Below are 8,088 nucleotides of genomic sequence, written 5' to 3'. Positions count from 1 at the left end.
GACATCGAGGCGAAGGAGACCCCGTAACTGCGGACGCCGCCGGTCGGCTGCTCGCCCGGGCTCGCGTCCCGCAGAACCGGGCGGATCCACACGAGATGGCCGCCGGCCACGAAGAACCGGCCGTTCTGCAGGAGCGTCTCCCACTCCTCGATGCTCTTCTCGGCGCTCTTCCCGGTGTCGTCGGTGCCGAGGACCTCACGCAGTCCACGCTGGATCCCCGCGCTCAGCTCCGGACCGTCGTCCGCGCGCCGGACCCTGCTGCCGACCTCATGCGCCCAACCCTGGGCGTCCTCGGCCGGCCACGGGTCGACGCCGGTGATCGCCGCCTCGCCCAGGGCGTCCTTGTCGAGATACCACGGAGCCCGCGGCCCAGCCGGCCGTTCCGCCGCCGGCGACGTCCGGCCGTCCGCGGCTACGGGTGCCGACGCGGACGACGGCGCCCCGGCCGGACCGGTGGATGACGACATCGGCCGGTCCGCGCCGGTGCTCGCCTCGGCCGCCGTACCGGATGCATCCGCGGGACCACCGGATGCGGCGGGAGGACGGGACCGGGGCGCGGCGGTGCGCCGGCGGAGGATGGATCGGATCGAGGAGACCGAGTACCAGCGGTACGGCCTCTTACCGGACCCGGCCGGCGTCACGGCGGGCACGACCGACGACGCCGGAGCGAGCTCCGCGGGGGCCTGCAACGTCTTCATCGCGGCCTGCCCGGCGGAACGCGTCGCGACATGCGCCGGGACGACTTTGACCTGGACACACGCCTTCGTGCCGTTCTCATCGGGGACACTCCGGCTGCTGCTCCGCCACCCGGAGGCGTCCGCCGGAAATCCCGCCATGGCCCCACCGGCACGAAGAACCGCCCGGCCAGGCGAGGAAGAGGTCTTTCCGGCGCGCACAGACTCCACCCGTTCTCCAGATATCGAGGCACGTCATGCCAGATTCACCTTCCTTCTCCCGGAGCACACCAAGACGGCCGCGCCCCCAACGTCAGATGACGGCGCCCTCAACGCCAGACGACGACTTCGACGCAATCGCCCTCGCTATGGCTGGACTTCCGCCACCCGGAGTCGTCGTCGAGCGGGTCGGCCATCCCGAGCCCTCCGGCGGCGGACTCCGGCCTCCCGTCCCCCGTCGTCCGATCGGCCTCGAGAACTTCACCTGCTGTGGACGCGCCGGCCGCGGAAGCGCGCTCCACGGAGCCGGCGGCCTCCGGCTCGGGCGCCCTCGCTCCGCTCCGGTCCCGGAGCACCCGGCCGAAGACGATCTGGTACGCCACCTCGGTCGCCCGCCCCCGGGGATCCGTGCGGACACCTGACATCTCGGCCAGCGCCCGCTCGACCCGCTCCCGGCCGACCCAGCCTCCGGTCCACCCGAACTCATCCCTCAGCCGGGCGTTGACCTCCAACAGCAGGTAGTCATCGACCCGCCGGCCGGGAGGAGGGAGAGGACCACCGACCGGCGGCAGCCCGTACAGTCCCCGGCCCCGGTTGAACAACCGGAGAGAGACGTCCGCCAGAGTCTCGAACTCGTCGCGAACGGTCCGCAGATCGGAGTGCGCGGACGCGAGCGGTCGCGCCTCCACCGGGACGACGTGCGGTACGATCCGCGGCACCCCGTCGACCGGGTTGCCGTCGAGGACGCGGGAGTCGGTGCGGACGGCCAGTGCCTCGTGCTGGCCGATCACACGCTCCGGTTCTCCGAGCAGCAGGTTGTCCAGGTACTGGCCGATCGTCGCCCTCGATCGTCCCCAGTCATGCGGCAGCGGCCAGGACAGCGGCGCCGGATCCTGAATCCCCGCCCGGCGGGCGACGAACCGGACGAACCCGTCGCGCAGCATCCCCGCCATGTCCTCCAGGAACGCCTGCGGAGCCTCCCCCAGCCCCGAGCGGACCGCGGCCAGCGAGGGCCGCGAGGTCACCGCCGAAAAGTCCTTCGGCAGCACCCGCGATGAGAGCCGGCCTCGCACGGTGGCGGCCACCTGGGTGAACCCCAGGGCGAGAGCGCCCTCCAGGTCCTCCCGGTCCTCCGGCCGGGACGACGCGGCGTACGCCGGGTCGGCGGCCAGCCAGGCGTCGTAGCGGGACGCCCCCCACGCTGCGTACTCGAGCCCGGTGAGCAGGTCCTGCCGGGCGAGCTGAAACGGGCGCGCCTCGGTGCGCATGCGCTCGGCCACGTGCCGCATGAGCCCGGTCAGTCCGCTCAGCGGGGCGGTCGCCGTGTGGTGGACGAGCATCACACCCTGGCCGGCGAGGTTGCGCCGGACCGGCAGATTCGCCGCCAGCGGGTCGACCTCGTACCCGGCCTCCCTGGTGAAGATCCGGGAGAGCAGCCTGCCGTCCGGAGCGCCTTCCAGCCTCCGCACCACGTCCTCGAACGCGGCCAGCACCTCGGCCCGTTCCGCCCGGCCGTCGTCCCGGGCTCCGGCCAGTACCCGGGTCGGAAGTACGACGACCTCCAGAATGGGCACCCCGCCGACCTTGTCGAAGACGATCTTCAACAGGCCGGGCCTGGTCACGATCGTGCCGTACTCCTCCGGGTCGTCGCCCGCGGGCAGGACGACGCGGAACCCGTGCAACTCCGCTTCGAATCCGACGGCAGGCCCGTCGCCCTCGACCGTGACCGCACGTCCCCGTCCGGCGAGCGCAGGGTTCTGGAGGTCCGCCGGACGCCGGCCGTACGCGGCGCCGGGCGCCGACGGCGCCCGGGCCGGACCGGCGGAGGAGCGATGCGACTCATCGGCGTTCAGCAGCCGGCGGACGGCGCTCTCCAGCCGGATGACCGCGTCCCAGCGGCTGCTCCGCGACGACTTGCCCGCCTTCCAGTCCGACACCGCCCGAAGCACCCGGCGCAGATCACGCTCGGTCGGGTCCGGCGGCAACGCCTCGACCGCGCGATCGATGGCGCGCAGTTCGGACGAACGGGACCGGCCGGGCATCGAGGAGAGCGCCCGCCAGCCGCTACGGAGATCGACGCCCTCCTGCGCAGCCGACCCCGCCGACGGGCCGTGGGGCGGCGCGGATGCGCCGGGGTGGGCCGGTGCGTCATCGGCCCGGCCGACCACCTTCAACGCCTCCGGGTCGTCGGCTCCCGGGGCAGGCGATCCCGGTGCGCCCAGTGGATGATCACGTAGGACCGCGGTGGCGTCGACCACCGATTCGATCAGTCCCAGGAGCCGCTTCGGCATCTCCTGCAACAGGTCGAACACGCCGTCCGTCATGGGACCGTCCGCCTTGGCCGCCGAAGACGTCATCGCCCGCCGGAACACGGCCGACGGGTCTCGATACTCATCCCGCAGACCCAGGTAATGCAGCACCTCGTGCAGCAGTACCACGGTGAAGTCGAGCAGGCCCCAATGCCGGGCGTCCGGGCCGTCCAGTTCGAGGTCCGGTGCGTCGGCCGTCCGACCCGGCCGGATCTCGATGGCCTCCGCGTGGTCGCGAGCGATGGCCAGCCTCACGTCCACATGCAACCGGTCCTTCGACCTCGGAAGCTCGTAACCCCGGTTCACGTACTGGTCGAGCGCCCGCTGCAGCGCGTTCGCCAGCACATCGACGTCGCCCCCGGTCACGCCGAACATCGGCTTCACCGGCAACGCGAGCACATGGCGACGAACCCACCGCCCGTTACCGGCCTGAATCCGCTGGACATTCGCCCGGATCAGGGTCTCCCACCCCGACGCCTTCGCTTTGCCGTCCACCGAGAAGTCGATCTTCGGGTCGAAGCGCTCCGTCGCGACCCTCGCCACCGGGGCCCCGGCCCGCCGATCCAGCCAATCCGCACTCGCCAGGACATCGGCCTTCGTGCCCGGTCCGTCCTTCTCTCCCGGCGTCGCCGAACCGGCGGGTGCACCGTCGGAGGTGGGCATGTCCCGGTGGCCGCGGACCACGACACCGGTGAGCGGGTTGACCGTGGGCGACGCGGATCTCACCAGATTCGCCATGCCGTCGTGGAAGCTCTCGCCGGGGTGCTTGGAGAACATTCTCATGCGCCACTGGTGTTCGCCCGGGATGAGGCGTTCGATGCGCGCCATGTGGGATACGGCGCTCTCGATCGCGTCCTCGCGCTCCTGCTCCGCACCCGCGCCCTCGGCCCGGATCAGCGCCTCGGCCAGGTCGAGGTAGGCGCGCACCTCCGGATCAGGGTCGAGACCTGCGCCCTCCTGCCAGGCGATCTCCGCGCGCAGGTCCTCCGCCATCTCCCGCAGTTGGTCCGCCGCGTAGTGCGTCAGGGTCTGCTGGACGGCGCCACGGCGCGTGAGGTCCCGCAGGCCGCTCCGGGAGAAGTTCTCCAGGGTGATCTGGTGGCTGCCGTCCTCGCTGGCGAGCACCACCGTCGCGAAGAGGTGACGGATGGGGCTTTCGACCGTGCCGCCCAGGTTGGCGAAGTTCTGTGCGAGGCTCGGCCGCCCCTGCGCGTCGGGGGCGGCGATGGACTGGACCACATACCCCTCGCCCACTTCGGCCCACGCGTACTCGTTGACGCCGATACGCCGGGCGGCCTGCGACAGGGCGTCACGTCGCGGGTCGTCGGTCTCCCCGACGGCCAGCGCGCTGCCGTACCTCTCGCCGGGGAGCGGGCCGCCCTCCCCACCGGCCGGCCGGCGGTCGCGGCGCACGTGCGCCGCCGCCCACTCCGGCGCCACCTCCTCCGGCCGGATCTCCCCATCGGCCGCCTGAGCCAGGGCCTCGGCGAGGTGGTGGGTGCCGGTGACCTCCGCGTCGTCGGACGCGTTGATCGGCGCGGAGGCGACCCGGCCGCTGTCCGGGTCGCGGAACACCATGGACGATGGACGATCACCGCCGGCCACCAGGTCGGCGAAATCCCGGCTGTCCTCCGCGGTGGACTGTCCGGACTCCGTCGGGAAGACCGGAGTGACCTGGAACAGCCGGCGAATCCCGCCATCCTCGATGGGAAGAACGATGGACAGGTCCCGGTCGACCTCGAGACGCACCCTGGCGCCCGCACGGACCAGTTCGGCCGATGAGCGTGCGACGGCCTCGGCCGTCGCGAACACCTGCTGTCCTGAGAAGCCGTCCTCGACGGCCAGCGTACGGTCCTCGGAGATCCGCAGCCTCGGCCGGGCGAAGGTGCTCACCTCGACGTAGTTCTGCGCATGCACGAGGAACAGCGGGCGGCTGGGCACGTTCACCAACGCCCGCGGCACCTGCCAGTGAAAAACCGGCGTACCGGGTGCGCGGAAGAGCACACCCGTGCCGCGCCTGTCGATGATGCCGTAGTCATCCGTCGTCAGCGGCCTGGGCCACCGTGCCGCGATCGGAGTCCCCGCGGCCGGTGCGGCCATACGATCGGCGCCGGCCGGGCGACCCCGACCGGGCCAGCTGACCAGGCTGAAACCGACGTGCTGCCCTGTGTGCGCGCTGAACAGCGCCGCCGCGTTCCAGAGCCAGTGCCGCGCCACGTTCGGCGGGTACGCGCCACGCGAGTACATGTAACGGCCGGAATCGTCGTCGACCACCCACTGCCGGAGTTCCTCGTCCCACCGGAACTCACCCGACACCCTCGACGAACCCTCTTTCGCATCGCCATTGGCAGCGAAATCCGCGCCTATTCCCGGGTGCCCGATACGCCCCCAACGCTCATCGAGGGTCTCCCGAGCCGCGTCGTCATCCAGCTCGGCAAGAGTCGGATCCGACGCCCGGAGGTCGGCCAACTGCTCCGGCCCCAGAAGCCGGCCCGGCGTCTCACTTCCGACCACCACGCGGCCATCGGGGCGCACCGTGTACAGCCATACCGCTTTCCGGTTTCTCGTCAGCACTGACGGCGGTACGTCCTCCAGCAGGGACCAGAGGGGATTCAGCCGTAGATCTGCCTGGTCGTCCAACTCTCGAGCCCGCAACCCACCCGGGAAAACCGGCTCTCCGAAGGCTCGATCGAACTCCGCCGGAGGATCCGCCAGCGCGATCGGGGCGCTCGGAACCGACCACGCCGGCGCCATGGACTCGATGGTCAGCTGCACCCCGGACCGTTCGACCAGGTCATCCAGCGTGATCACCCGCAGGGAGTCGGTCCGGTCCGAGGCGTCCGCGGAGTCTGCGACCCAGTAGCCGACCAGTCGCAGCTCGCCGTTCTCGTCGCGGGCGCCCAGGGCGACCCCGCTATGGTCAGCGGAGCTGATGTGCACCAAATGGCCGACCGGAATGTCGGGCACCACCGAGCCGGTCGCAGAATCGAGATAATGCCGGGTCTCCGAACCGACGTGCATGCGGTTCCGGAGCGCCTCGAAGTACGCTCCCCCGCCCTCCTCGAAGGCATCTTCGTCGTCCATGCCCGTGTCGATCGCGTTGTAGTAGGCGTTCCGTGCGGCCCGCGCCATCTCTTCATGAGTCCTGTCCAGCCACGCCTTGTCGACGGCGCCCACCCAGTAGGCGATGAACAGGAACACCTCCCAAATGTCCATCGCGCTCGCCGCGTTCGGCGCGGGGCCATCGCCGCGGATCCAGCGCGCGAAGTCGTTCGCCACGCCGTCTGCTTCCCCGGCGATCTTCCAGCCGTCCTGCGGATCGGGTCCTGAGTCCACCCGGCGGAAGGAGCCGATCGATGCCTGCGCGGCCCGCGTCACGCGATCCACCCAGTTCGGCGTCACCGCCGGATCGACCGGATACACCTCCGCCGCTGGAACGCGCGGCCCCGGACGCAGACCCATCGGTGCCTTCGGCGCGGGATGGGGCGGGGCCGCCGGGGATCGGTCGAGCAGGTCCCGTGCGTGCTCGTCGGGGAACCTGCCCTGGTAGGCCACTGCCGTACGGAGCTCGTCCTCACTGAGCGGGGCGAGGCGACGGTACCGGCCCCAGTTGTCCACGTAGTCCAGCGCCGGATCGTGGTCCGAGATCTCGTTCAGGGCGATCTGGGCGCCGCGCATCACCTCGTGGAAGCTGTGGTGGTCCGCCGACAGCATCGCGCCCAGCAGCGCCAAGCGCAGCAGACCCAGGTCGACGTCCACGCCCCGCCACCGGCGGGGCATGCGTGCCAGGTTGTGGATGAACAGGTACGCCGAGCCCGACGTGCCGGTCCTGACCAGCCCGCCGGTCTTCTCCGACAACTGCTGGAAGTCGCTCTTCATCAGCAGCGTGTGGTTCATGTCCGCGCCGACCCACGGCAGGGACTCGCCGTCGCCGACCATGAGCCGCTCGTTCGCGCTCAGCGGTGGCCGTACCTGTGACGCCTGCCGCCTTGTACGCAGCAGTTCCGCCGACGCCGCCTCGATCGCCGCCTCCTTGGCCGCGGGATCCAGGTCCGACTCGCCGATCTCCTTGAGACGTTCCTCGAATGCGACGCGGGCCTCGGTGGGCACCCGGTCGGCGCGCTCGGTCCTGATCTCCGCGGCCGGCTCCTGCGACCCCCTCAGCAGGTGGGGGACCAGGCCGTGGCTCACCCCGTTGAACAGGAAGGCCACCCGCTCCCGGAGGTTCCCCGAGTCCACCACCTGCTGCAGCCGGTCGATCGACGTCCCCACGACGCCGGCCACCCAGGTGTCCTCGGAGCCGTATTCCGACCGGCGATGCTCCGGCGTGCGCGACCAGAGGTTCCGCACGACCGTGCCGAGGTGCTCGTTGACCGCCTCGTGCTCGGACAGGTGGACGGCGAGGCGCTCTTCGAACCGGGACGCCTCCTCCATGTACCGGATCTGGGCCAAGACGGATGGGGAGGCGTCCTGGGGCACGAAGGGAGCTGTCCGCGTCCGATCTTCGAGCGCCTGTGAAGCCCGGCCCGGCGAATCGGCTGCGGGGCGATTCTCGGACTGCTGCGGCGCGGGTGCGCCGGGATGGGTCGGCACGTCATCGGCCCGGCCGACCACCTCCGACGCCTTGGGATTGTCGGCTGCCGGTCCGGGCCTGTCCGGCGCGTTCAGCGGATGGTCGCGCAGGACCGCGGTGGCGTCGACCACCGATTCGATGATCTCCAGATACCGCGACGGCATCTCCTGGGACGGGTCGAACACACCCCCCGCCATGAGACCGTCAGCCTTGACCGCCGAAGAGGTCGCCGCACGCCGGAACACCGCCAACAGATCCCGGTACTCATCCGGCAACCCCAGGTAATGCAGCACCTCGTGCAGCAATTCCACGG

Annotated in this window: 1 protein-coding gene and 1 pseudogene; both read right to left on the bottom strand. The window is 71.1% G+C overall.

The features are described 5' to 3' along the window. Positions 1-836: pseudogene (locus tag AB0L00_RS45635) on the bottom strand (hypothetical protein); the annotation flags it as partial. A gap of 167 nt (positions 837-1,003) precedes the next feature. Next, positions 1,004-7,972 carry a hypothetical protein gene (locus AB0L00_RS45630; protein ID WP_364444538.1) on the bottom strand — a complete coding sequence of 2,323 codons (6,969 nt, stop codon included), beginning with the start codon at positions 7,970-7,972 and terminating at the stop codon, positions 1,004-1,006. Between the last annotated feature and the right edge of the window lie 116 nt (positions 7,973-8,088).

The sequence above is a fragment of the Actinoallomurus sp. NPDC052308 genome (assembly GCF_040679195.1).
Lineage (GTDB): Bacteria > Actinomycetota > Actinomycetes > Streptosporangiales > Streptosporangiaceae > Actinoallomurus > Actinoallomurus liliacearum.
Note: the sequence above shows the minus strand (reverse complement) of the source record. Positions and strands in the feature narration are given on the sequence as shown.